A 21,754-nucleotide genomic window follows, 5' to 3' on the forward strand; every position below is an offset into this window, starting at 1 on the left:
GCGGAACGGCGACCGATTGAAGCAGGGTCACAATGTTGACTATTACAATCATGTATTGATAGGTGCAGCCGTGCCCAAAACCCCTGTCTCGAATTGAGGACGATGCCCATGAAAATTGCCCTATCCACGCTCGCCGGCGCCGCGCTGGCGCTCGGCCTGACCGCAGGCTCCGCCATGGCCAAGGATCAAGGCATCGTCGTCTACAATGCCCAGCATGAAAGCCTCGCCAAGGAATGGGCAGCGGGCTTCACCAAGGAAACCGGCATCAAGGTCACGCTGCGCAACGGCGGCGACAGCGACTTCTCCAACCAGATCGTCGCCGAGGGAGCGGCCTCGCCGGCCGACGTGTTCCTGACCGAGAATTCGCCGGCAATGGCGCTGGTCGAGGCCGCCGGACTGTTCGCGCCGGTCGACGCCGATACGCTGGCGCAGGTGCCGCAGGAATACCAGCCGTCGACTGGCAAGTGGGTCGGCGTTGCCGCCCGCAGCACCGTCTTTGCCTATAACAAGGCCAAGCTGAAGGAAGACCAGTTGCCGAAGTCGCTGCTCGACCTTGCCGATCCGAGCTGGAAGGGCCGCTGGGCCGCTTCGCCGTCCGGCGCCGACTTCCAGGCCATTGTCAACGCCCTGCTTGAGCTCAAGGGCGAGGCCGCTACCGCCGACTGGCTGAAGGCGATGAAGGAGAATTTCACCGCCTACAAGGGCAACTCAACGGTGATGAAGGCGGTCAATGCCGGCGAGATCGATGGCGGCGTGATCTACCACTATTACTATTTTGGCGATCAGGCCAAGACCGGCGAGAACAGCGGGAATGTCGGCCTGCACTATTTCAAGAACCAGGATCCGGGCGCCTTCGTTTCGGTGTCGGGCGGCGGCGTGCTGGCTTCCAGCAAGCATCCGAAGGAAGCCCAGGCATTCCTGAAGTGGGTGACCGGCAAGGGCGGCCAGGATGTGCTGAAGACCGGAACGTCCTATGAATATGCGATCGGCAAGGATGTCCAGTCCAACCCTAAGCTGGTGCCGCTGACCGACCTGCAGGCGCCGAAAGTCGATCCGGCGACGCTGAATTCCAAGAAGGTCATCGACCTGATGACGCAAGCCGGCTTGCTTTAGTTCGCGTTCGTCCTAAAAGGGCAAACGACCGTGCTCCCGCGGGAATTTGCCTTCCGCGGGAGCGTTTTTGTTTGGAGATCGCTTCGTCGATGATAATCGACTGCGCTTCGACCCGCCTGAGTGTCACATCGCACCGCTTCCGCCGGCAGGCGGAGGCGACCCAGCGGCCTGCCTGATGCAACCGGCGATCGACATGACGCCGGCAAGGCTGCCGGCGACCGGGATGAAGAAGCGCCGGTCCGTGTCGTGGATCACGCTCGCCGCAGCCCTTGTCTCGCTCACCGCGCTGCTGCCGCTCGCCTTCATCGTCTGGGTCGCGATCCAGACCGGCAGGGGCACCGTGGTGGCGCTGATCTTCCGCCCGCGCGTCGGCGAATTGCTGGTCAACACCATGCTCCTTGTCGCAATCGCCGTGCCGATTGCCATCGTGCTGTCGGTGGCACTGGCCTGGCTGACCGAGCGCAGCGACCTGCCCGGCAACCGCTGGTGGTCGTGGCTTTCGGTCGCGCCGCTCGCCATCCCCGCTTTCGTGCACTCCTATGCCTGGATCAGCTTCGTCCCGGGCCTGCACGGGCTGTGGGCCGGCGTGCTGGTCTCCGTCATCGCTTATTTCCCATTCCTTTACCTGCCGATCGCCGCCGCGCTGCGCCGCCTCGACCCGGCGCTGGAGGATGCGGCCGCAGCGCTCGGTCTTGGCCCGTGGCGGGTCTTCGCGCGCGTCGTGCTGCCGCAGCTGAGGCTCGCCATCTGCGGCGGCTCGCTGCTGGTCGGCCTGCATCTCTTGGCCGAATACGGCCTCTATGTCTTCATACGTTTCGACACCTTCACCACCGCGATCGTCGACCAGTTCCAGTCGACCTTCAACGGTCCGGCCGCCAACATGCTGGCCGCCGTGCTGGTGGTCTGCTGTCTCTTCCTGCTCGCCCTCGAGGTGATGATCCGCGGCGAGGAGCGCTATGCCCGCGTCGGTTCCGGCGCCGCGCGCAAGCAGCAGCGTGCTCGCCTCGGCCGCGCCGCCCTGCCCTGCCTGCTTTTGCCGGCCGGCGTCGCGTTGCTGTCGCTCGGCGTGCCCTTTGTCACGGTCAGCCGCTGGCTGCTCGCCGGCGGCACGGAAGTCTGGCGCTGGGACGAGATCGGCCTGGCGCTCGGCCAGACCCTGTTCCTCGCCATCGCTGGCGCGGTGCTTGCAACGGTTGCCGCCATGCCCATGGCCTGGATTTCGATCCGCGCGCCGGGGCCGCTGCAGCGCCTGCTCGAGAGCTGCAACTATATCGTCGGCGCGTTGCCGGGCGTGGTCATCGCGCTGGCACTGGTGACCATCACCGTGCGCGTCGCGCTGCCGCTCTACCAGACGCTGTTCACCATCCTGTTCGGTTACGCGCTGATGTTCCTGCCGCGCGCGCTGATAAGCCTGCGTGCCTCGATCGCGCAGGCGCCGGTGGAGCTGGAGCGCGCGGCCTCCAGCCTCGGCCGTCCGCCGGTCAATGCGCTGTGGTCGACGACCATCCGCCTTTCGGCGCCGGGCGCCGCGGCCGGCATGGCGATGGTGGCGCTCGGCATCACCAACGAGCTCACCGCCACCCAGATGCTGGCGCCCAACGGCACCCGCACGCTGGCGATGGCGTTCTGGTCCTATAGCGGCGAGATCGACTACGCCTCCGCCGCCCCTTACGCGCTGATCATGGTGGCGATGTCGTTGCCGATGACCTGGTGGCTCTACATCCAGTCGAAGCGGATGGCCGGACGATGAGCTTTCTCGAACTCAGCGGCGTCGCGAAAAGCTACGGCCCGGTGACGGCGCTCGCCGGCGTCGACCTGAAAGTCGAAAGCGGCAGCCGCACCGCGATCGTCGGGCCGTCCGGCTGCGGCAAGACCACCTTGCTCAGGCTGATCGCCGGCTTCGAGGCGCCGGACCGCGGCCGCATCGCGCTCGACGGCAAGGTGCTCGCCAATGGCGGCGCGGCCGTGCCGGCGCATCGCCGCGGCATCGGCGTGGTGGCCCAGGACGGTGCCCTGTTCCCGCATCTCACCATCGCCGACAATATCGGCTTCGGCATCCCGCGGAATGCCGACAAGCGAACCGAGCATATTGTCGAGCTCGCCTACATCGTCGGGCTGGACAAGGCGATCCTGAAGCGCCGGCCGCACGAGCTTTCCGGTGGCCAGCAGCAGCGCGTGGCGCTTGCCCGCGCCATGGCGATGAAGCCCAGGCTGATGCTGCTCGACGAACCATTTTCGGCGCTCGACACCGGGCTTCGCGCTTCGATGCGCAAGGCGGTGGCCGAGCTTCTGGAAGAGGCGGGCATCACCACCATACTGGTCACGCACGACCAGGCCGAGGCGCTGTCCTTCGCCAGCCAGGTGGCGGTGATGCGCGAAGGGCTGTTCTCGCAAGTCGGCACGCCGCGCGAGCTCTATTTCCAACCCAGGGACAGGATGGTCGCCGAGTTCCTCGGCGACGCCATCATCGTGCCGGCCAGGATCGCGGACGGCTTCGCCGTATCGCGGCTCGGCCGCGTCGCCGTCGACACGAAGGGACGGCGCGATGTCGCCCGCATCATGCTGCGGCCCGAGCAGATCCTGCTCAAACGGACCTCGCGCGAAGGCATGTCGGGCACACCCGACATGCTGTTCGGCGAAGTGACGGACTGCGAGTTCGCGGGCTCGGTCTGCACCGTCGCGGTGCGGCTGCTCAACAGCCCCGACCCGCCCGATGCGGCCGCCATCGGCAACACGCCGCTGATCCTGCGCAGGACAGGCATGGACGCGCCGGAGATCGGTGAGATCGTGCGCTTGACCGTCACCGGCAAGGCGCATGTCTTTGCTTGATCCCCACCTTGAGAATAATGCAATTCTGCATTATTCTTGAGCTAGGAGGCCATTATGACGACACTGACGGTTACTGCGCGGGGTCAGGTCACGTTCCGGAAGGACGTGCTCAAGCATCTCGGCATCCAGCCCGGCGACAAGATCAGGCTTGATCTTCTACCCGGCGGGCGGGCGGAGCTGAAAGCCGACCAGGGCAAGGGCTCCTGGCAAGAGCTGAGCGGGATGCTCAAGGCCAAGACGAACGGCGCACGGCTTTCGATCGATGAGATCAACGATGCGATCGCCGACGCCGGCGCTTCGAGCGGGATGCGCGGAATCGAGCGCAAGTGAAGATCGGCCTCGACACCAACGTGCTGTTGCGCCTTGTCGTCGGGGACGACGAAGCGCAGCAACGGACCGCAGCCGAGACCCTGGAAGCAGCCGAGCTGGTCGCGATCAGCGTTCAAGCGCTCTGTGAATTTGTTTGGGTGCTGGACAGAAGTTACCGGGTCGCGCGGCCCGACATATCCGCCTCGATCCGCCGCACCCTCGATATGCGCAACGTCGTAGCCAACCGACCAACGATCGAAGCGGGCCTGGCCGTGCTCGACGCCGGTGGCGATTTCGCGGATGGCGTGATCGCGTTCGACGGCCAGTGGCTCGGCGGCGAAACTTTCGTGTCCTTCGACAAGAGAGCGGCAAAGCTCGTCGAAGGGTTGGGAACGCCCACGCTGTTGCTCGGGTGATTTCTACCGCACGCGCTGCCCGGTCGCCGGCGACCAAAGCGGCCATTGCTCCAGGAAATCAACGCTGTGGATGACCACGCGCTGCCCATCGATCAGGATGATCGAATAGGCGGGCGGCGCCTGCTCGACCACTTCGTCGCCGACCAGGTCGAGCATGAAGCGGGCATGCAGGCCGCGCTGCACCGAAAACGGAATGCCGGCGACGGTGCCGGCGATGTCGCGATGGACATGGCCGAAGAAGATGTAGCGGACATTGCCATGGCGGGTCAGCACGTCGATGAGCCGCTGCGGCTGTTCGAGGCCGAGCGGGTCGAGCAGCGTGAGCCCGAGCTCAACCGGTGGATGATGCAGGAAAATATAGGCGGCCTTGCCCGCCGCCTCGCCAAGCCGTGCGTCGAGCCATGCAAGCCGGTTGTCGCACAACTCGCCGGTGACGCGGCCTTCCGCCAGGCTGTCGACAAAAACGAGGCGCCCTTCCGGCGTGTCGAGCACCGACTGCACGAAACCGTTGCCGTCCGTCCCGTTATCCGGAAAGGCGGCGATCAGATTGGCGCGCCGGTCATGGTTTCCAGGCAGCAGCTGGTAAGGCACAGTGAGCCGGCTCAGCGCCGATTTCAAATCGGCATAGCTCTCGGCCTCGCCGTCGTCGGCCAGATCGCCGGTGAAGATGCAGAGCGCCGCATCGCCATGCCGCGCATTGATATGATCTATGCATCGATCGAGCCGCTCATTCAGATCCGCGCCGTAGCGCATCTGGCGCCGACGATCGAGATGGATGTCGGTGACCTGGATGATCTTCATTCCGTGAACCCTCAGATAATTTGCAAAGTCAGCCTTGCAAGGCCCGCCTTACAGCACCGGTTCCGGCACCGAAGCCTTGAAAACGTCGAGCCTGGCGCCCGTCTCCGAGGAGAAGAAGTGCAGGTCCGCTTCGGCGAACTGCAGGCCGACCGTGCTGCCCGGTTCGGGGTGGACGGTCTCGGACGTCACGATGGAGAACGGCGCGCCGTCGAGATCGACATAGACGACGCGGCCGGCGCCCAATTCCTCGACGAGGTCGACGGTCGCCGCGAGCGCTCCGGGCGTGCCCGGCGCCACCATGCGCACCGCCTCCGGCCGGACGCCGACAGCGACTTTCGCGCCGACCGGCAGGCCCGTGCGCGACACGTTGAGCTTGCGGCTGCCGCCGAGCAATGACAGCCCGTCGAGCGTGACGGTGCCTTCGAGCATGTTCATCGCCGGCGCGCCGACGAAGGTGGCCACGAAGCGGCTCGCCGGCCGGCTGTAGACTTCCGCCGGTGTGCCCACCTGCTCGACGCGGCCGCCATTCATCACCACCAGCCGGTCGGCCAGCGTCATCGCCTCGACCTGGTCGTGCGTGACGAAGACGGAAGTGGCGCTGAGGCGCCGGTGCAGCTTGCGGATTTCGGAGCGCATCTGCACCCGCAGCTTGGCGTCGAGGTTTGAGAGCGGCTCGTCGAAGAGGAACACCTTCGGCTCGCGGATCATGGCGCGGCCCATGGCGACGCGCTGGCGCTGGCCGCCGGAGAGCGCCATCGGCTTGCGGTCGAGCAGGTGCTCCAGCTCCAGGACGCGCGCCACCGCCTGGACGCGCTGGGCGCGTTCGGCCGACGGAACGCCGGCCACCTTCAGCGAATAGCCGATGTTCTGGGCCACGCTCATATGCGGGTAGAGCGCGTAGTTCTGGAACACCATGGCGCAGCCGCGCTCGCGCGGCTCGAGCTTGTTGACCACCGTGCCGTCGATCGCGATCGTGCCATCGGAAATCTCTTCCAGCCCGGCGATCATTCTGAGCAGCGTGGACTTGCCGCAACCGGAGGGTCCGAGGATGACGACGAATTCGCCCGACGCGAAGTCGAGGTCGACGCCATGCACGACCTGCGTCTTGGCGTAGTTCTTCTTGACGCCGCGAATGGTGATGGAGGCCATTTTCCGTCTCCTTATTTTTCGGTGGCGATCAGGCCGCGCACGAACCAGCGCTGCATCAGCACCACGACGATCAGCGGCGGCAGCATGACGATCAGAGTGCCGGCCATGGCGATATGCCATTCCGGCGCGCCGCCGACATTGGGTATCAGCTGCTTCAGCTCTGTCACCGCCATCGCATGCGACTGGTCGGTGGTGATAAGCAACGGCCACAGATACTGGTTCCAGGCCCACAGGAACATGATGGTGCCGAGCGCCGCCATGTTGTTGCGCGACAGCGGCAGCAGGATATCGACGAAGAAGCGCAGCGCGCCGGCTCCGTCCATGCGCGCCGCCTCGGTCAATTCGTCCGGCACGGTCAGGAAGAACTGGCGGTAGAGGAAGGTGCCGGTGGCGGTGGCGACCAGCGGCAGGATCAGGCCGCTATAGGAATTGAGCAATCCCAGGCTGAGCGAAACCTGCACGCCCGAGACCCTCTCGATGAGCCAGGAAAGGCCGGTCAGGTCCATGATCGCCTGATAGGGCTCGAGCACGTTGGCGACCACCGCGTAGGTCGGCACGATGCGCACCTCGAGCGGCAGCATCAGTGTGATGAAGATCAGCCAGAACATCAGCATGCGGCCGGGATAGCGGAAGTAGACGATCGAGAAGGCGGTCAGCGCCGAGATGATGACTTTGCCGGCGGCGACGCCGAACGCCATGATGAAGGAGTTGAGCAGCTTCGGGCCGAGATCGGCGGTGGTCCAGGCCGTCTTGATGTTGACCCAGAAGTCGCTGCCCGGCAGCAGCGACATCGGCACGTCGTTGACGTCCTTCAGATTGTGCGAGGCGGCGATCGCTACGATCACGAACGGCGCCACGCAGAATACGAAGCCGACGAACAGGATCAGATGCGTGAAGAAATTGAGGATCGGGGTGCGCTCGACCATGGCCCGCCTCAACGATAATGCACGCGCCGCTCGATGAAGCGGAACTGGACGATGGTGAGCGCGATGATGAGCAGCATCAGTATGATGCTCTGCGCGGCGGCGCCTGAATAATCCAAACCTTTGAAGCCGTCGGAATAGATCTTGTAGACCATCAGATTGGTGGCGTTGGCCGGTCCGCCTGCGGTCATGATGTCGACGATGCCGAAGGAATCCTGGAAGCTCTCGGTGATGTTGATGACCAGCAGGAAGAAGATGGTCGGCGTGATCAGCGGGAACTGGATATCCCAGAAGCGCCTGATGACGCCGGAGCCATCCATCGCCGCCGCCTCGATCAGCGAGCGCGGAATTGCCTGGAAGGCGGCGAGGAAGAAAATGAAATTGTAGCCGACATACTTCCACGAGAAGGCGATGATGATGGAGGCCATGGCGTCGGTGCCGTCAAGGCCAGGGTCCCAGAAGCCGGGCCAGACCTGGTTGACTACGGCCATGAAGCCGGCTTCCGGTGCCAGGATGAAGCGAAACGCCAGCGCCAGCGCCGGTGCCGCGATGCCGTAGGGCCAGATCAGCACCACGCGATAAAGCCATGAGCCGGCAAGTTGGCGGTCGGTCAAGGCGGCGAGAACCAGCGCGATTGTCATCGCAAGTCCCGTGCTGATGCCGGCGAAGATCATGCTGGCGGTGATCGAGTCCCAGTAGCTGGCGTTGGACAGGATCGAGCGGAAATTGTCGAGCCCGACCCAGATATTGCCGCCGCCCCAGGGCTGCTGCAGCGTCAGCGACCAGTACACGGCCTGCCCGGCTGGCCAGTAGAAGAAGGTGAAGATCAGAATAAGCTGCGGCACCGCGAACAGGATGCCGATCGTCCATTTGCTGAAAGTGACGCGTTTTTCCATCGATCCGCCGATGTCGTTGAACCGCCAACCCGCTCGCGCGGCACAAGACTAAGGCATGTCTCCCGAAAGTGGGAACCGGTTTCGCGACAAAGACGTGCCCAACTCAAAAACCCCTATGAAATGGCCGCCCGTCGATGCTCGGCGGGCGGCCGTTCCAATATCCGGGATCAGGGCAGGGTCTTACCCGGATAGGTCTGCTGGAAGCGCTCGAGGATCGCGTCGCCATTCTTGACCAGCGCGTCGAGGCCTTCCTGCACGCTGACCTTGTTGGCGAAGATCGCCTGCATCTGCGTGCCGAATTCGGCGCGGATCTGGGTGAAGTTGCCGAGGCGGATGCCGCGGGTGATCTCGGTCGGCTCCGACGCGGTCAGGCTGGCGATCGCCACTTCGCGGCCCTTATAGGGCGCCTTGTCGTAAAAGCCGTCGGACTTCATGAAATCGAAGCCCGACTTCGTCACCGGAATGTAGCCGGTGTTGGTCGACCAGAACAAAGCGGTCTTGGGGTCGTGGATGAAGTTGAGGAACGCGGCCGCGCCCTTGTATTCCGCGTCCGACTTGCCCGACAGCACCCACAGCGAAGCGCCGCCGACCAGCGAGTTCTTGCGCTCGGTGCCGGCATAGACCGGCAGCTCGGCCACGTCCCATTTCATGCCTTCCTTCTGGGTGCGGCCGACCGTGCCGTGATCGCCGACCGAGGTCAGGATGAGCTGGCAGGTGCCGGTGGCGAAGGCCTGAACCATGTCCTGGCCGAGGTCCTTGGACTTGATCTTGACCAGGCCGGCGTCATACCACTTCTTGAGATCGGTGACGTATTGGACGAACTTGGTCTTGTTGACTTCGAGACGAGCGTCGAGACCGTCATAGCCATTGTTCTTGGTCGCGATCGGCTGGTTGTGCAGCGCTGAGAACTGCTCCATCAGCTGCCAGCTTTCGTTGGCCGAGATGTTGATCGCCATCGGGCAATCATAGCCGGCGTCCTTCAGCGCCTTGAGGTCGGCGGCGACGTCTTCCCAGGTCTTCGGCGCCTCGGTCTTGCCGATCTTGGCGAAGGCGTCCTTGTTCCAGTACATCAGCGCCGTCGACGAGTTGAACGGGAACGACAGCATCTCGCCCTTCGACGTCGCGTAGTAGCGGGCGATGCCCGGGAAATAGTCGCTGTAATCGATCTTGTAGCCGTTCTCTTCCATCAGCTTGTCGGCGGGCTTGTAGGCGCCCGACAGCATCATGGTGGCGGTGCCGACGTCATAGACCTGGACGACGGTGGGCTGCTTGCCGGCGCGGAAAGCGGCGATCGTGTTCTGCAGCGTGGCGTCGTAATTGCCCTGGCTGGTGCAGACGACCTGGTAGTCCTTCTGGGAATCGTTGAAGTTCTTGCACAGCGTGTCGACGACGCGGGCGAGGTCGCCCGAAAGACCGAACCAGAAGTCGAATTTGACCGGCTCGGCAAAGGCAGGAATCGCAAGCGCGGTGCTGAGCGCGCCGGCGGCAAGGGCGGCAAAGCCCCGCTTGATGATCGTCATGGTTTTTCCCTCTTGAGTGGCAGTGTGACAAGGTTTTTGCGCAAGTCCTTGCCCGCTCTCATAGAGAAGGTATGTGACAGTTCTGTTGTGGGCCCGAAGCCCTGTGGACAGCCAGTCTCTCCTCCCCCGGCAGCGGTTGCGCCGGCATGAAAACGTCACATCGGCGCTCTAGGAAGCTAGGGCGCTGCGAAGCGTCGAAAAGACCTCCGTGATTAACCGGCTAACTGGATGAGAAGAGACATGCTGGTCCCGCAGCTCACGCACGTGCCCGTCGCCGCCCGCAACGCGATGCGGGACGGACCGCGCGACAGCGCTACTCATCTGCGCCACGCGGCCGCCGTTCGCGCCCTCGGCGAGATCGAGATCGGCGGCCGGGCGTCACGCGAGAGCACCGGCGAGAGCCTGACCGTCATGGCCTGGAACGTCGAGCGGCTGCGCCATGTCGATGCCATCGCCGCAACGATCGCCGGCCGGGCGCCACACGTCGTGCTGCTTTCGGAAGTTGACAAGGGCATGGCGCGCTCCGGCAACGGCCATCTTTTGAGCCGGCTTGCCGATCGTCTAGGCCATTCCTACGCCTATGGCGTCGAATTCCTCGAACTCGGCGCCGGCAATGAGACCGAGCAGGCGGCAAATGGCGGCGCCGAGAACATCGAGGGCTTCCACGGCAACGCCATAACCAGTGCCGTTCCGCTGCTGCGGCCCTTTCTCATTCGCCTGGACGCCGCTGGCGCCTGGTTCCTGCCGGAGCACGGCCAACCGCGCATCGGCGGCCGCATGGCGCTCGGCGGCCAGGTGATGGTCGGCGACCATCGGGTCACCGTCGTCTCGGTGCATCTCGAGAACCGTACGACCCCTGCCGGCCGCGCCGACCAGACGCGGCATCTGCTCGACGCCATCGACAGATATGACGCGGAAGCGCCGGTGCTGATCGGCGGCGATTTCAACACGCTGACCGCCACCTATGAAGAGCGTCACGCCGATCCGGCCGCATGGCAGGCGCACATCGACGCCGAACCGGACCGGCTGATGTGCCCCGACCGCCACGAGCCCCTCTTCGCCATCATGGCCGGGCGTGGCTACGATTGGCGCGACGCCAACACGCTGGACAAGCCGACGCAGCGGCGCCCGGCGGGCGACGCCACGCCCACCGGACATATCGACTGGTTCTTCACCCGCGGCCTCGCGGCAAGCGCATCGGCGACACTGCCGGCGGTGTTGCCGGACGGCAGCCCGAGCGCCGACCACGAGGCGCTGGTGGTTACGGTGCGGGTAAGATAGCGGTCACGATCCGGGTTCGAGCGCCGCTTCCACCAGCCGCTTGGCATCAGGGCTCGACCATTCGGCCGGGCCGTTCATATGCGCGATCAGGCAGCCTTCGCCGTCGATCAGCATGGTCACGGGAAGCCCGAGCGCCAGCCCGCGCGTCTTCGCCTCATTGAACAGGGCGATCGTCGGGTCCCGGTAAAAGCCGAGCGTCTCGACGCCGATCTCCTTGAGGAACTTCTTCGGCTTCGCGTCGTCGCCGGTATCGACATTGACCGCGATCACCTCGAATTCCTTGCTGCCCTTCTCCTTCTGCAGCGCATCGAGCGCCGGCATCTCGGCGCGGCACGGCGCGCACCATGTGGCCCACAGATTGAGCAGCACGGTCTTGCCGGCATGGTCGGCGATTGTCATTGGCTTGCCGTCGGGGCCGTTGAAGGCCAAGCTCTTCAGCGACTGCGGCGGATCGGCCGGCTGCAGCGCCGCGACCTGGCCGACGGCCTTGGCGGCGACCTGCTTGGCCCGTCCGGCCTTGGCCTCGCAGGCGGCATCGTCCTTGCCGGCGGCCGCGACGGCCTTCTCGGGAGCGTTGTTGCCAGAACCGCTCTCGCTGACATATACCGCGACCGCGCCGGCCAGCACGCCCGCCACCAAAGCGGCGAGGATGAGGCGCGTAGCCGGAAAAAAGAATCTCTTGCCGTCTGCCATTTTCAAACTGCTCCGGAGCACGGGTTATAGCGATGAGCGACAAGAAGGCCAGCAACCAGATGTGGGGCGGACGTTTTGCCTCGGGTCCGGCCGCGATCATGGAAGCGATCAACGCGTCGATCGGCTTCGACCGCAAGCTCTATGCGCAGGACATAAGCGGATCGATCGCCCATAGCGAGATGTTGGCTGAAACGGGCATTATTTCGGCCGCCGATCAAGAAAAAATCGCTCACGGGCTGAACACTATTCTGAAAGAGATCGAGGCCGGCACGTTCGAATTCTCGACCAAGCTCGAAGACATCCACATGAATGTCGAGGCCCGCCTTGCCGACCTGATCGGCCCGGCGGCGGGACGCCTGCACACCGCCCGCTCGCGCAACGACCAGGTGGCGGTCGATCTCCGGCTTTGGGTCAAGCAGGAATGCCAGCGTATCGCTCGGGCGCTGAAGGACCTGATCGCCGCGTTCCTGGAACGCGCCGAGGAGCATGCGGCGACCGTCATGCCCGGCTTTACCCATATGCAGGCGGCGCAGCCGGTGACCTTTGGGCATCACCTGATGGCCTATATCGAGATGTTCGGCCGCGACCTCTCGCGCGTCCGCGACGCCATCGAGCGCATGGATGAAAGCCCGCTGGGCGCCGCGGCCCTTGCCGGCACGAGCTTCGGCATCGACCGACACATGACGGCGAAGGCGTTGGGTTTCCGCGAGCCGACGCGCAATTCCCTCGACAGCGTCTCGGACCGCGATTTCGCGCTCGAGTTCCTGAGCCTTGCCGCGATCTGCGCGACGCACCTCTCCAGGCTCGCCGAGGAGATCATTATCTGGTCGACGCCGCAATTCGGCTTCATCCGCCTGTCGGATTCCTTCTCCACCGGCTCCTCGATCATGCCGCAGAAGAAGAACCCGGACGCTGCCGAGCTGGTGCGCGGCAAGACCGGCCGCGTCAACGGCCATCTCGTCGGCCTGCTGACCGTGATGAAGGGCATGCCGCTGACCTACGGCAAGGACATGCAGGAAGACAAGGAAGCGGTCTTCGACGCCGCCGAGACACTCGACCTGATGCTGGCGGCGACCGCCGGCATGGTGCGCGACATGACCGTCAACGCCGCCGCCATGAAGAAGGCGGCAGGCGCCGGTCACGCCACCGCGACCGATCTTGCCGACTGGCTGGTGCGCAATCTGGGCCTCCCCTTCCGCGAAGCCCACCATGTCACCGGCCGCGCCGTGGCGCTGGCCGAGGAGAAGAAGCTCGGGCTGGAAAAGCTCTCGCTGGACGACCTGCGCTCGATCCATTCGGGCATCACCGACGACATCTTCTCGGTGCTTGCCGTGCAGAATTCGGTCAAGAGCCGCACGAGCTTCGGCGGCACCGCGCCGTCGGAAGTGCGAAAGCAGATCCGCTACTGGAAAAAGCGGCTTGCCAAGCCTTAATGCATGTCGCCCACAAGTGTGCAGCGGTTCTGGGACAACGACATGCATTAAAACAAAGATTTAAAGCGCGTCGCGCTTTAAATTGCCGGGATGCAAAGCGCTGAAAACTCGGCTAAAAGCGCAGCACGCAATCAGTTTCGAACGGATGGATCGATGACCCGTAGCAGGATTTTGGTGACGCTGGCGCTGCTGGCTGCGGTTGTCACCGTCACGGCCTGCGGCAGGAAGACCGGCCTCGACACGCCTTATGAGGCGGCGGAACAGGCACGCAAGGATGCCGAACGCGCCAAGCAGCCGGTGCCGCCCGAGCCGGAAAAACCCGTAAAGGACAGGAAATTCATCCTCGATCCCCTGCTCTAGAGCCGGTGAGATCGATCCGGTCTCATCGAGCTTCAACTTTCCGGAACCAACACCCGTGAACCATTTCGACTACCGCAACGGCGTGCTCCATGCCGAGGACGTCGCCATTCCCGACATTGCAGCCGAGGTCGGCACGCCCTTCTATTGCTATTCGACGGCGACGCTGACCCGGCATTTCCGCGTCTTCAAGGAGGCTTTTTCCGGCCTCGACGCGCTGGTTTGCTACGCCATGAAGGCGAATTCCAACCAGGCCGTGCTGAGGACGCTGGCCAGGCAGGGCGCAGGCGCCGACGTGGTCTCCGAAGGCGAATTGCGCCGCGCTTTGGCCGCCGGCATCCCTGCCGGCAAGATCCTGTTTTCCGGCGTAGGCAAGACCGCGCGGGAAATGGACTTTGCCCTCAATGCCGGCATTCTCTGCTTCAACGTCGAATCCGAGCCTGAGCTGGAGCTTTTGTCGGCGCGCGCCGTGGTCCTCGGCAAGGTGGCGCCCGTCTCGCTGCGCATCAATCCGGATGTCGATGCCAGGACGCACAAGAAGATCTCGACCGGCAAGGCCGAGAACAAGTTCGGCATTCCCTGGCAGCGCGCGCGGCAGGTCTATGCCCGCGCGGCTGAACTGCCCGGGATCAAGATAACCGGCATCGACACTCATATCGGCAGCCAGATCACCGAATTGCAGCCTTTCGACGATGCCTTCGCATTGCTGGTCGAGCTGGTCGGCGCGCTGCGCGCCGACGGACATGCGATCGAGCATGTCGATCTCGGCGGCGGCCTCGGCATTCCTTACCGCGTCGACAACAGCCCGCCCCCTTTGCCCGACGCCTATGCCGAGATCGTCAGGAAGCACGTCGCCAGGCTCGGCCTGAAAGTGATGTTCGAGCCCGGCCGCCTGATCGTCGGCAATGCCGGCATCCTGGTGTCCGAGGTCATCTATGTGAAGGAAGGCGACGCCAAGAACTTCCTCGTCGTCGACGCCGCCATGAACGACCTGATCCGGCCGACGCTCTATGACGCCTTCCACGACATCAGACCGGTGGTGCAGCCGCCTGCTTCGGCGCCGCGTATGAAGGTCGACGTCGTCGGGCCGGTCTGCGAGACCGGCGATTTCATCGGCCTCGACCGCGATCTTCCGAGATTGAAGTCGGGCGACCTGATCGCGGTTTCCACCGCCGGCGCCTATGGCGCGGTGCAGGCCGGCACCTATAACACCAGGCTCCTGGTGCCCGAGGTGCTGGTCGACGGCGACCGTTTTCACGTCGTGCGGCCGCGCCAAACCTATGAGGACCTGATTGGATTGGATTCGGTCCCCGACTGGCTGAAGTAACCGAGCGGCGCGCCTTAAGGAGCTGGCCATGCTGGAAAAAAAGACGATCATGCGCGAACGCATCGCCGCCGTGGAGCCGCGCATCCGGCCCTATGTGCGCCACACGCCGGTCATGCGCGTCGACATGGCGGATTTCGACCGGCCCGCCTTTCCGGTCGACCTGAAGCTCGAATGTCTCCAGCATTCCGGCTCGTTCAAGGTGCGCGGCGCCTTCGCCAACCTGCTCGAACGCCAGGTGCCCGAAGCCGGCGTGGTCGCCGCGTCCGGCGGCAATCATGGCGCCGCCGTCGCTTACGCCGCCATGAAGCTCGGGCACAAGGCGACCATCTTCGTGCCCGAAGTCAGCCCGCCGGCGAAGCTCATGCGCATTCGCGGCTACGGCGCCGAGCTGATCGTCGGCGGCGCCCGCTATGCCGAAGCGCTGGCCGCCAGCGAAGACTTCGCGGCCAGGACCGGCGCCCTGCAGATCCACGCCTTCAACCAGGAGGAAACGCTGCTCGGCCAGGGCACGCTCGGTCTGGAGATCGAGGCCGATCTGCGTGGGATCGACACGCTGCTGGTCGCGGTCGGCGGCGGCGGCCTTATCGGCGGCATCGCCGCCTGGTTCGCTGGCCGCATCCGCATCGTCGCCATCGAGCCGGAAGGGGCGCCGACGCTTTACCGCGCCCTGGAGGCCGGCCAGCCGGTCGATGCGCCCGCCGAGGGCATTGCCGCCGATTCGCTGGCGCCGAAGCGCGTCGGCGAAATGATGTTTCCGATCGCCGAAGCCTTCGTCGAGCGCTCGATCCTGGTCGGCGACGACGACATCGTCGCGGCGCAGAAGGCGCTGTGGGACCGCGTGCGAATCATTGCCGAGCCGGGTGGCGCCGCCGCCTTCGCGGCCATGCTTTCCGGACGCTATGTGCCCGGAGACGGCGAGCGCGTGGCCGTCCTCGTCTGCGGCTCGAACACGAATCTCGCCAATTTCTGATCATAACCCGGCCAAACCGCTTCACGTTTTTTGGAACCCGCCTCGCCTTTGCCGTGTTTGCTGGTATCCTTCTGGCGATGACGTCCGGGCTATCGTGCCCGGGCAGGAAGGGCCGATGACCGAACGACCCATTTCCAGCGGCGAACGCAGCCGGACCAGCGATGGACGCGGCTTTGCAGGGCGCTTGGCGCTCAGCCGGTTGGCGACGCGGGCCTCGATGACCTTCGAGCGCGCCTGGCCACTCGTGCTGCCGCTGCTGGTCGTCGCCAGCCTGTTCTTCAGCTTTTCGTGGTTCGGCCTGTTCCCGCGCCTGCCGGACGCGGCGCGCGTCGGCCTTCTGACCCTGTTCGGGCTGGCGGCGGTCGCAGCGCTCTATCCGCTGCGCTTCTTCCGCATGCCCTCGGCAGCCGAGATCGACCGGCGCATCGAGGCGGCGAACGAATTGCTGCACAGCCCGGTGCAGGTGCAGACCGACCGACCGAGCGGCGCCGAGAGCATCTTCTCGCAGGCGCTGTGGCGCGAGCACCAGAAGCGCATGGCCGAGCGGCTTTCGAGCCTCGGCGCCGACCGGCCGCGCACCGGCGTGCCGGACTACGACCGCTGGGGCTTGCGCGCCGTGGCGGGGCTGCTGTTCGTCACGGCGCTTGCCTTCTCCTTCGGACCTTTTGGCGGCAGGATCAGCGACGGTTTTGTCGCGCGCGCCTCGCACGATGCCGTGCCGCCGCGCATCGACGCCTGGGTGACGCCGCCTGCCTATACCGGCAAGGCGCCGGTGTTCCTGACGGCCGATGCCAACCAGGCCGTCCAGACCTTTTCCGTTCCGCAAGGCAGCGACATCTCGCTGCGCGTCACCGGCGGTTCGGGCGAGGAGACGCTGAGCTATGCCGATCAAGGCGGCAATGACCGCGCCATCGAGCCCGCCGCGCCCAAAGGCCCCGCGCCTGCCGCCGGCCAGACCGCACCAAAAGTGCGCCAGTTCTCCGGCAAGCTGAACACCAACGGCACGCTGACGCTGAAATCCGGCGAAGGCGATCTCGGCCACTGGGCCTTTGCCGTCATTCCCGACAAGCCGCCGACGATCCGCTTCGTCGGCGAGCCGAAGCGCGCCGTCAACGGCGCCATCGAGCTCAATTACGAGATCGCCGACGACTATGGTGCAGCCTCCGCCAAGGCTGTTTTCGAGCTGTCGGATCGACCCGCCGCCAACGCGCATCCGCTTTACGGCGCGCCCGACATGCCATTGACGTTGCCGCGCCGCGGCGGCAAGCCGAGCGCGGCCAAGACGACCAAGGACCTGACCGAGCATGTCTGGGCCGGCAGCAACATCAAGCTGACGCTCACTGCCACGGACGACGCCGGCCACACCGCGACCAGCGAAACCAAAACGCTTGTCATGCCCGAGCGGCCCTTCGCCAATCCGCTGGCTAGAGCGGTCATCGAACAGCGCCGGCTGGTGGCGCTCGACACCAATGCCAAGCCGCGCGTTCTCGACCTGATGGATGCGGTCACGCTGCGTCCCGAGGACACGTTCGACAACATGTCGAACTATCTTGCCATCATGAGCGCGAGGAGCCGTCTGAAGCTCTCCGAGAGCGACGATCAGTTGCGCAACGTCGTGTCCTATCTGTGGGAGATCGCGCTCGGCATCGAGGAAGGCAATTTGTCGGCCGCCGAGCGCCGGCTGCGCCAGGCGCAGCAGGCGTTGCAGGACGCCATCAAGAACGGCGCCAGCGATCAGGAGATCGAAAAGGCGATGAAGGAACTGCGCGAGGCGATGAACCAGTTCCTGCAGGAATTCGCCCAGCGCGCGCAGCAGAACCCGAACGCGCCGCAGATGCAGCAGAACGGTCGCGAGCTGCGCCAGAGCGATATCGACCGCATGATGGACCAGATCGAGAATCTGGCCAAATCGGGTGATCGCGACAAAGCCCAGCAGCTTCTCTCCGAACTGCAGGACATGATGAACAACCTGCAGGCCGGCCGCCAGCAGCCGGGCGGCGAGCAGGACAGCGAGCTGCGCCAGCAGATGGACAAGCTCGGCGACATCATGCGCCGCCAGCAGGAAATGATGAACGACACCTTCCGGCTGGACCAGATGCAGCGCGGGCAGCGTGGCGAAGGCGGCGAGCAGCAGCAGCTTGGCGAGGATGGCGAACAGGGCCAGTCCGACGACCAGCAGCAGCGGCCCGGGCCCGGCCAGGACCGCGATCCGCTGGGCCGGCCGAAAATGTCGCCGAAGGATTTGGCCGATGCGCTGAAGCAGCTGCAGGAAGGCCAGGGCCAGTTGCAGAGCGAGCTCGATCAGTTGAAGAAAGGCCTCGAAGGCATGGGCATGGAGCCCAATGAGGGCTTTGGCGAGGCCGGCAAGTCGATGGGCAATGCCGAACAATCGCTTGGCCAGGGCGACGGCGACCAGGCCGTCGGCCATCAGGGCCGCGCGCTGGAAGCGCTGCGCCGCGGCGCCAAGGAAATGATGAAGCAGATGCAGGCCATGCAGGGCGACCAGGGCGGCAGCGAGCAGGGCGGCCGCGAGCAGAATGCCGATCGCGATCCGCTGGGACGTCCGCGCGCCACCAACGGCCCCGATGACGGCACCTCCGTCAAGGTTCCCGACGAGATCGACGTCCAGCGTGCGCGCCAGATCCTCGACGCGATCCGCAAGCGGCTCGGCAACGCGCTCAGCCCCGATATCGAGCGCAGCTATCTCGAACGGCTGCTGGAGCTGAAATAAAGCTCACCCGTTCCGTTGCGCACCGCTAACTTCCCACGAATGTCCGTGAGATGATCGCTGCCAATTTGTCGGCTAGGTGTCGAGGAGCTTTCGATGAGCCGCTGAGCACCAGATGCGTTTCGCCTAGCTGAGGCAGCTTCTCATCGCCCAGCGCCCTGATACGATCGGTCAGGGTGCTTTGCGGCAATACGCCGATCGCGACTCCCGCAGCAATCGCGGCCCGAACCCCTGAGACGCTCTGACTGGTGCAAACGATCTGATAGTCCAGTCCGGATTTCCGAAGGAGGTCGAGACAGCGCTCTCTCCACCAGCAAGCTTTGTCGAACAGCGCCACGGGCAGAGGTCGCCGGGTCTCGACACTGTGGAAAGCGGAGCCGGCCCACACGGCTCGCTCACTATGAACAACGACGTCGCCGTTCGAGACACGCTCAGGCGAGTGCAAGGCGATATCCAATTCGCCGGCAGCGAGCGCATGCGGAAACTCCATGCTCGAACTGCATCGCACGAAAATTCGAGCTGCAGGCTCCTCCTCCGTGAAGGTGGCCAAAATAGACGGTAGAATCGTGTCGCCATATTCCTCGGGTATACCGAGTCGGACTTCCTCCTCGGCTGGCAACCCGCGCAGATCGGCCACCACCTGGTTCAGCATTTCTACGACATCGCGGGCGACGGGTAGTAAGCGCTCGCCGGCAGCAGTCATGGCAACTCCGCGCCCATGCCTTTCAAATACGCGTTGCCCGATGGCACTCTCCAGCTTCTGCACCTGGAGGCTGATAGCGGACTGCGTTCGGAACAGGCGGGCCGCGCCGCCGCTAAGACTCCCTGCCTTGGCCACAGAGAGGAACGTACGCAGCAATTCGCTGTCCAGTTGAGTGCTTTTCCCATCGTCAATGCTCATAGCTGATATTTAAGCTATTCGTTTCACATATGGAAGACAGGCGATCTATAGATGCCACAAAGAGAGTAATGCCGTGATCGTCACGCTCCCGAGGCTTCAAAGAAGGCTACTCATGTGGGCGACCGCCGCTGTGACAGTTGCTGTCGCGCTCACGTGGCCGCAACGGGCATATGGGACGCTCCATTTCGTCCTGCAGAGTTTTATGGACGTCGCGTTGATGATTGCAGCTGGGCTAATCATCTCGGCATGGATCGCAGCCAGTGGAGCGGCGACCATTACAGCGCGATGGTTCAAAGGGCGCCCGGTCGCAACTGTTTTTATCTCATCGGCAATCGGCACCGTGATCCCCGTGTGCGGCGTGACGGTGCTGCCACTCACAACAGGGCTTCTTGCTTCGGGCGTTCCGCTTGCGCCCATTATGGCATTTTGGCTTTCCTCGCCTGTTACCGGACCCACGATGCTCACCGCGACCTGGGCGCTACTCGGCCCTGGATTTGCCATTGGAAAGTTGCTTGCGGCGTTTGCGCTAGGAATCTTTTCTGGCGCGATGACAGCTCTGCTGGCCCGCACGCAGATGGTCCAAAACCCGTTGCGGGCATCGGGCACCAGCCAGGTGGGACTGTGTGGCACATGCATGCCAACGGGCTTATCTTTCAGAATTTGGCGCGACCCGGCGCGTGTGCGTGTATTTGGAGAAAATCTCGTTTCCACGACTAGAACCGTCGTGACTTGTTTGACGTTTGCCTTTTCGGCTGAATTCCTGCTGCGCGATCTTCTGCCGCCCGAGGCCCTCACCGCTTATGTCGGTGCAGACTCTCATTATGCCATCCCCCTTGCCGTGCTGGTCGGCGCACCGATGTATCTCGATGGTCTTGCGGCACTGCCTTTGGTTCAAGGTTTGCTTGCTCTCGGCATGTCACCCGGTGCGGCAATGGCGCTCCTCGTCTCAGGGGGCGCGGTGAGCATTTGGGGCGTCATGGCAGTCGCTTTGGTCCTCAGACCCGCAACGATCGTCCTGTTCGTCGCGCTCGCCGTTTCCGGATCATTGGTCATTGGCTATGTCTTCCAGGCGCTCTGGACGCATTTTTCATGAGCACCGAAAGCCGCAGGAACAGATGACCGCCTGATTGAGCGCACTCCGGCTCTAAAGGCCGGCCGCCACGCCGGTTTGCCTGGTCAGCATGAACGCCTCGCGTATGGCGTTCTCCATGCCGTCGATCGCTTCGCCGGTCGCCAGCGGATTGCGGTGCAGGACGACGTTGGAGGAATCGATGTCGCCGAAACCGTCAGCGGCCGTCAGTTCGCGGCAATCAGGCGGGATGTTGCTGCGCGAGATCGGCGCGATTGCCAGGCCGGACGTGACGGCGAGCGTCAGGCCGCCATTGGTGTCGCTGGTGTAGGCGACGCGGTAGTCGAGGCCGCGCTGCTGCAGCGACTTGATGGCGAAGTCGCGGCACCAGCCGTTGCGGCTGTAGAGCGCGATCGGCACCGGCCGTTCCTCGTGCATGTGGTGCAGCGTCGACGTCACCCAGACCGTCGGGTCGTGCATCAACACCTCGCCGCCGGAAGAGCCCTCCCATTCGAACACCACAGCGAGATCGAGCTCGCCGGCCGCGAGCGCCCGCACCTGCGAATCCGAATGCGCGTAGCGCACCGTGACCTCGACGCGCGGATGCCGCTTGGCGAATTCGCCCAGCGCCCGCGACAGGATCGAACGTCCATATTCGGCCGGGATGCCTATGCGCACCAGCCCGCCGAGCGGAGGCGCCACCAGCGAGGCAGCGGTCTCGTCCAGCAGCGAGACGATCCGGCGCGCGTTGGCGATGAGCTCGCCGCCGCGGCGCGTCAGCGCCACGCCGCGCGAGCCGCGCTCGAACAGATTGTCGCCGACCATGTCCTCCAGCTTCTTCATCTGCATGGACACGGCCGATTGCGTGCGCCCGGCTTTCTCCGCCGCGCGGGTGAAATTGCCGGTTTCGGCCACCGCCACGAAGGTGCGCAAGAGGTCGCTGTCGAGGACTGGTCTCATCGAGGTCGCCATAAGCAAAGTTGATTGCTGGCATCATTCCAATTCGTTTGCCAGATGTCAAACGCCGCAGGATAGTCAT

20 protein-coding genes are annotated in these 21,754 nt (G+C 64.5%); 12 read left to right on the forward strand and 8 right to left on the reverse strand.

The features are described from left to right. Positions 1-108 precede the first annotated feature (108 nt). The 5 genes from FJW05_RS13825 (at position 109) to FJW05_RS13845 (ending at position 4,667) form a co-directional block, all read left to right on the forward strand. Entirely contained in the window at positions 109-1,113 is a 1,005-nt protein-coding gene (locus FJW05_RS13825) for an iron ABC transporter substrate-binding protein (protein WP_140632880.1), read from the forward strand. A gap of 223 nt (positions 1,114-1,336) precedes the next feature. After that, on the forward strand, positions 1,337-2,863 hold the full coding sequence (locus tag FJW05_RS13830; protein WP_246673437.1) for an iron ABC transporter permease: 1,527 nt from the start codon (positions 1,337-1,339) through the stop codon (positions 2,861-2,863). Further along, positions 2,860-3,942 (forward strand): ABC transporter ATP-binding protein, encoded by a 1,083-nt coding sequence (locus FJW05_RS13835; protein WP_140632885.1) that lies wholly within the window; start codon positions 2,860-2,862, stop codon positions 3,940-3,942. The genes FJW05_RS13830 and FJW05_RS13835 overlap by 4 nt, the downstream gene beginning before the upstream one ends. Before the next feature lie 54 nt (positions 3,943-3,996). Next, on the forward strand, positions 3,997-4,272 hold the full coding sequence (locus FJW05_RS13840) for an AbrB/MazE/SpoVT family DNA-binding domain-containing protein (protein ID WP_140542597.1): 276 nt from the start codon (positions 3,997-3,999) through the stop codon (positions 4,270-4,272). Continuing rightward, the gene (locus FJW05_RS13845) at positions 4,269-4,667 is read left to right on the forward strand and encodes a type II toxin-antitoxin system VapC family toxin (RefSeq protein WP_140542596.1); all 399 of its coding nucleotides are present in this window, start codon (positions 4,269-4,271) and stop codon (positions 4,665-4,667) included. Before FJW05_RS13840 ends, FJW05_RS13845 begins: the two co-directional genes overlap by 4 nt. Positions 4,668-4,670: 3 nt before the next feature. Here the strand turns inward: FJW05_RS13845 and FJW05_RS13850 are convergent, their stop codons facing one another. The 5 genes from FJW05_RS13850 to FJW05_RS13870 all read right to left on the reverse strand — a co-directional run bounded on the left by FJW05_RS13850 (position 4,671) and on the right by FJW05_RS13870 (position 9,956). Further along, the gene (locus FJW05_RS13850; RefSeq protein ID WP_140542595.1) at positions 4,671-5,468 is read right to left on the reverse strand and encodes a phosphodiesterase; all 798 of its coding nucleotides are present in this window, start codon (positions 5,466-5,468) and stop codon (positions 4,671-4,673) included. Between the two features lie 48 nt (positions 5,469-5,516). Continuing rightward, on the reverse strand, positions 5,517-6,617 hold the full coding sequence (ugpC, locus tag FJW05_RS13855) for a sn-glycerol-3-phosphate ABC transporter ATP-binding protein UgpC (protein ID WP_140542594.1): 1,101 nt from the start codon (positions 6,615-6,617) through the stop codon (positions 5,517-5,519). Positions 6,618-6,628: 11 nt separating this feature from the next. Next, the gene (locus FJW05_RS13860; protein ID WP_140632888.1) at positions 6,629-7,543 is read right to left on the reverse strand and encodes an ABC transporter permease subunit; all 915 of its coding nucleotides are present in this window, start codon (positions 7,541-7,543) and stop codon (positions 6,629-6,631) included. Between the two features lie 8 nt (positions 7,544-7,551). After that, complete coding sequence (locus FJW05_RS13865) at positions 7,552-8,436, reverse strand: ABC transporter permease subunit (RefSeq protein WP_140542592.1); 885 nt, start codon at positions 8,434-8,436, stop codon at positions 7,552-7,554. Between the two features lie 167 nt (positions 8,437-8,603). Beyond that, the gene (locus FJW05_RS13870; RefSeq protein ID WP_140632891.1) at positions 8,604-9,956 is read right to left on the reverse strand and encodes an extracellular solute-binding protein; all 1,353 of its coding nucleotides are present in this window, start codon (positions 9,954-9,956) and stop codon (positions 8,604-8,606) included. Between the two features lie 240 nt (positions 9,957-10,196). On the opposite strand from FJW05_RS13870, the gene FJW05_RS13875 reads away from it, so the two are divergent. Beyond that, positions 10,197-11,237: an endonuclease/exonuclease/phosphatase family protein gene (locus FJW05_RS13875; protein WP_140542590.1), complete on the forward strand. Its 1,041-nt coding sequence runs from the start codon at positions 10,197-10,199 to the stop codon at positions 11,235-11,237. A 3-nt stretch (positions 11,238-11,240) separates the two neighbouring features. Here the strand turns inward: FJW05_RS13875 and FJW05_RS13880 are convergent, their stop codons facing one another. Continuing rightward, the gene (locus FJW05_RS13880) at positions 11,241-11,930 is read right to left on the reverse strand and encodes a TlpA disulfide reductase family protein (protein ID WP_140632894.1); all 690 of its coding nucleotides are present in this window, start codon (positions 11,928-11,930) and stop codon (positions 11,241-11,243) included. Positions 11,931-11,962: 32 nt separating this feature from the next. Between FJW05_RS13880 and argH the strand changes: the two genes are divergently transcribed. The 5 genes from argH (at position 11,963) to FJW05_RS13905 (ending at position 18,748) form a co-directional block, all read left to right on the forward strand. Next, the gene (argH, locus tag FJW05_RS13885) at positions 11,963-13,363 is read left to right on the forward strand and encodes an argininosuccinate lyase (protein WP_140632897.1); all 1,401 of its coding nucleotides are present in this window, start codon (positions 11,963-11,965) and stop codon (positions 13,361-13,363) included. A 153-nt stretch (positions 13,364-13,516) separates the two neighbouring features. Beyond that, a complete protein-coding gene (locus FJW05_RS13890; protein ID WP_095767477.1) occupies positions 13,517-13,723 on the forward strand; it encodes a lipoprotein in 207 nt (68 codons plus the stop codon). 55 nt (positions 13,724-13,778) lie between these two features. Next, a complete protein-coding gene (lysA, locus tag FJW05_RS13895; protein WP_140632900.1) occupies positions 13,779-15,047 on the forward strand; it encodes a diaminopimelate decarboxylase in 1,269 nt (422 codons plus the stop codon). A gap of 28 nt (positions 15,048-15,075) precedes the next feature. Then, positions 15,076-16,017: a threonine/serine dehydratase gene (locus FJW05_RS13900; protein WP_140632903.1), complete on the forward strand. Its 942-nt coding sequence runs from the start codon at positions 15,076-15,078 to the stop codon at positions 16,015-16,017. Between the two features lie 115 nt (positions 16,018-16,132). After that, positions 16,133-18,748: a TIGR02302 family protein gene (locus FJW05_RS13905; RefSeq protein ID WP_140632906.1), complete on the forward strand. Its 2,616-nt coding sequence runs from the start codon at positions 16,133-16,135 to the stop codon at positions 18,746-18,748. A gap of 25 nt (positions 18,749-18,773) precedes the next feature. Here the strand turns inward: FJW05_RS13905 and FJW05_RS13910 are convergent, their stop codons facing one another. Continuing rightward, a complete protein-coding gene (locus tag FJW05_RS13910; RefSeq protein ID WP_140632909.1) occupies positions 18,774-19,646 on the reverse strand; it encodes a LysR family transcriptional regulator in 873 nt (290 codons plus the stop codon). 112 nt (positions 19,647-19,758) lie between these two features. On the opposite strand from FJW05_RS13910, the gene FJW05_RS13915 reads away from it, so the two are divergent. Next, positions 19,759-20,739, forward strand: a complete 981-nt coding sequence (locus tag FJW05_RS13915) for a permease (protein WP_140632912.1) — start codon at positions 19,759-19,761, stop codon at positions 20,737-20,739. A 51-nt stretch (positions 20,740-20,790) separates the two neighbouring features. Here the strand turns inward: FJW05_RS13915 and FJW05_RS13920 are convergent, their stop codons facing one another. Then, complete coding sequence (locus FJW05_RS13920) at positions 20,791-21,675, reverse strand: LysR substrate-binding domain-containing protein (RefSeq protein ID WP_140632915.1); 885 nt, start codon at positions 21,673-21,675, stop codon at positions 20,791-20,793. Positions 21,676-21,754 lie beyond the last annotated feature (79 nt).

Source organism: Mesorhizobium sp. B2-9-1, from assembly GCF_006439455.1.
In the GTDB taxonomy this organism is placed as follows: domain Bacteria; phylum Pseudomonadota; class Alphaproteobacteria; order Rhizobiales; family Rhizobiaceae; genus Mesorhizobium.

Coding starts and splice junctions, on each gene's coding strand:
- FJW05_RS13825 (WP_140632880.1), top strand. CDS start 109: ATGAAAATTGCCCTATCCACGCTCGCCGGCGCCGCGCTGGCGCTCGGC.
- FJW05_RS13830 (WP_246673437.1), top strand. CDS start 1,337: ATGAAGAAGCGCCGGTCCGTGTCGTGGATCACGCTCGCCGCAGCCCTT.
- FJW05_RS13835 (WP_140632885.1), top strand. CDS start 2,860: ATGAGCTTTCTCGAACTCAGCGGCGTCGCGAAAAGCTACGGCCCGGTG.
- FJW05_RS13840 (WP_140542597.1), top strand. CDS start 3,997: ATGACGACACTGACGGTTACTGCGCGGGGTCAGGTCACGTTCCGGAAG.
- FJW05_RS13850 (WP_140542595.1), bottom strand. CDS start 5,468: ATGAAGATCATCCAGGTCACCGACATCCATCTCGATCGTCGGCGCCAG.
- ugpC (WP_140542594.1), bottom strand. CDS start 6,617: ATGGCCTCCATCACCATTCGCGGCGTCAAGAAGAACTACGCCAAGACG.
- FJW05_RS13860 (WP_140632888.1), bottom strand. CDS start 7,543: ATGGTCGAGCGCACCCCGATCCTCAATTTCTTCACGCATCTGATCCTG.
- FJW05_RS13865 (WP_140542592.1), bottom strand. CDS start 8,436: ATGGAAAAACGCGTCACTTTCAGCAAATGGACGATCGGCATCCTGTTC.
- FJW05_RS13870 (WP_140632891.1), bottom strand. CDS start 9,956: ATGACGATCATCAAGCGGGGCTTTGCCGCCCTTGCCGCCGGCGCGCTC.
- FJW05_RS13875 (WP_140542590.1), top strand. CDS start 10,197: ATGCTGGTCCCGCAGCTCACGCACGTGCCCGTCGCCGCCCGCAACGCG.
- FJW05_RS13880 (WP_140632894.1), bottom strand. CDS start 11,930: ATGGCAGACGGCAAGAGATTCTTTTTTCCGGCTACGCGCCTCATCCTC.
- argH (WP_140632897.1), top strand. CDS start 11,963: ATGAGCGACAAGAAGGCCAGCAACCAGATGTGGGGCGGACGTTTTGCC.
- FJW05_RS13890 (WP_095767477.1), top strand. CDS start 13,517: ATGACCCGTAGCAGGATTTTGGTGACGCTGGCGCTGCTGGCTGCGGTT.
- FJW05_RS13900 (WP_140632903.1), top strand. CDS start 15,076: ATGCTGGAAAAAAAGACGATCATGCGCGAACGCATCGCCGCCGTGGAG.
- FJW05_RS13905 (WP_140632906.1), top strand. CDS start 16,133: ATGACCGAACGACCCATTTCCAGCGGCGAACGCAGCCGGACCAGCGAT.
- FJW05_RS13910 (WP_140632909.1), bottom strand. CDS start 19,646: ATGAGCATTGACGATGGGAAAAGCACTCAACTGGACAGCGAATTGCTG.
- FJW05_RS13915 (WP_140632912.1), top strand. CDS start 19,759: ATGTGGGCGACCGCCGCTGTGACAGTTGCTGTCGCGCTCACGTGGCCG.
- FJW05_RS13920 (WP_140632915.1), bottom strand. CDS start 21,675: ATGAGACCAGTCCTCGACAGCGACCTCTTGCGCACCTTCGTGGCGGTG.